General features: G+C 74.2%; 2 protein-coding genes. Both read left to right on the forward strand.

Annotated features, from left to right (window positions below; all coding sequences use genetic code 11):
• The first annotated feature begins 39 nt into the window (after positions 1–39).
• The gene (locus tag QH283_RS16175; RefSeq protein ID WP_432420743.1) at positions 40–1,026 is read left to right on the forward strand and encodes a heme/hemin ABC transporter substrate-binding protein; all 987 of its coding nucleotides are present in this window, start codon (positions 40–42) and stop codon (positions 1,024–1,026) included.
• Positions 1,023–1,979: FecCD family ABC transporter permease (locus QH283_RS16180; RefSeq protein ID WP_280503811.1), on the forward strand; the 957-nt coding region annotated here is incomplete at its 3' end. The genes QH283_RS16175 and QH283_RS16180, both read left to right, overlap by 4 nt.

A 1,979-nucleotide genomic window follows, 5' to 3' on the forward strand; every position in this document is an offset into this window, starting at 1 on the left:
ACGGTGAGCGACGGTGTCCGGTCCGGTTGGGTGCGGTTGCTGCTGGGGGCGCTGGCGCGCGCCCTGATCGCCGCCGCCACCGGCGGCGGGGCGGGCGGCGGCGCCGCGGGCGCGGGACCGGTCACCGCGGTCCTGCCCGTCCAGGACCCGGTTCCGGTCGCCGAGGACCCGCGGCCCGCGCTGCCGGTGACCGTGCGCAGCTTCGACGGCGTCGACGTCACCGTCACCTCCGCCGACCGCATCGTCGCCGCCGACCGCTACGGCACCCTCGCCCAGACCGTGTACGCGCTCGGTCTCGGCGACCGGCTCGTCGGCCGCAGCACCGCCGCCGCCTTCCCGGCCGTGAGCGCACTGCCGTCCGTGACCGGTGGCGGCGGCGCCCTCAACGTCGAAGCCGTCCTCGCCCTGCGCCCGACGGTGTTCCTCACCGACAGCACCAGCGCTTCGGCGGCCGTCCGGGAACAACTGCGCGCCGTCGGCGTCACCGTCGTCTACTTCGACCCCGAACGCGGCATGGACAAGGTCGCTTCCCAGATCCAGGCCGTCGCCGAGGCGCTCGGCGTGCCGGCGGAGGGGCGTGAGCTGGCGCGGCGCACCCGCCAGGAGATCGACGCCGCCGGGGCGGAAGTGCCCGACGACGGTGAGCGGCCGCGCATCGCGTTCCTGTATCTGCGCAGCAGCGCCATCACCATGCTCGCCGGGCCCGGTTCCGGCGCGGACTCGTTGATCACCGCCATCGGTGGTGAGGACGCGGGCACCGCCGCCGGACTGACCGAGCCGTTCACCGCCGTCACCAGTGAAGCGATGATCGCAGCCGCGCCGCAGGTGATCCTGGTGATGACCGACGGGCTCGAGTCGCTGGGCGGGGTCGACGGGCTGCTGAAGGTGCCCGGCATCGCCCAGACCCCCGCCGGACAGCAGCGGCGCGTGGTGGACATGTCCGACTCGGTGCTGCTGAGCTTCGGTCCCAACACCGGCCGGGTGGTGGCCGCCCTCGCCGACGCGGTGTACGGCACGCGGGCATGAGCGGCGCAGGCACCACCGACCGCCCCACCCTGACCAGCGCACCCGGCACCCGCGTCCGCTCGCGTACGGTGGCCGCGTTCGCCGTCGCGGTGCTCGCCCTGGTCGTGCTGGCCGCGGCGTCGGCGGCGATCGGTCAGGTCCCCACCACGCCCGCCGAGGTGGCGGGCAGCGTCTTGCACCGCGTCGGCCTGGACTGGGGGCCGATGCCGGCGCACCCCTCCGGTGACATCACCCTGTGGGAGGTGCGGTTCCCGCGGGTGCTGCTGGCGATCCTCGTCGGTGCCGCGCTGGCCACCGCCGGTGCGCTGTTGCAGGGGGTGTTCGCCAACCCGCTGGCCGAGCCAGGTGTGATCGGGGTGTCCTCGGGCGCCGCGGTCGGGGCGGGCGCGGTGATCGTGTTCGGCGGGGCGTTCGTGGCCGCCTGGTCGGTGGCCGCGGCCGCGTTCGCCGGTGGGCTGGCCACCACGGTGCTGGTGTACACGCTGGCTCGCGCCAACGGCCGCACCGAGGTGGTGACCCTGGTGCTCACCGGTGTGGCCATCAACGCCTTCGCCGGCGGGCTCATCGCCTTCCTGTTGTTCGTCGCCTCCCCGGCCGCCCGCGACCAGATCGTGTTCTGGCAGCTGGGCAGTCTCAACGGCGCCACCTGGGACGCCGTCGGTGTCGTGGCCGCGCTCACCGTCGCCGGTGTGGCGGGTGCGGCGGCGGTGGCGTCGAAACTGGATCTGCTGGCGCTGGGAGAATCGGCCGCCCGTCACCTCGGGGTGGACGTGGAGAAGCTGCGGCGCGGCGTGATCGTGCTGGTGGCGGTGCTGGCGACCGCCGGTGTCGCCTTCACCGGCATCATCATGTTCATCGGCCTGATCGTGCCGCACGTGGTGCGCATGATCGTCGGACCGGGACATCGGGTGCTGATCCCGCTCAGCGCCGTCGTCGGCGCGGTGGTGCTGCTG

The sequence above is a fragment of the Nocardia farcinica genome (genome assembly GCF_029867845.1).
In the GTDB taxonomy this organism is placed as follows: Bacteria; Actinomycetota; Actinomycetes; order Mycobacteriales; family Mycobacteriaceae; genus Nocardia; species Nocardia farcinica_A.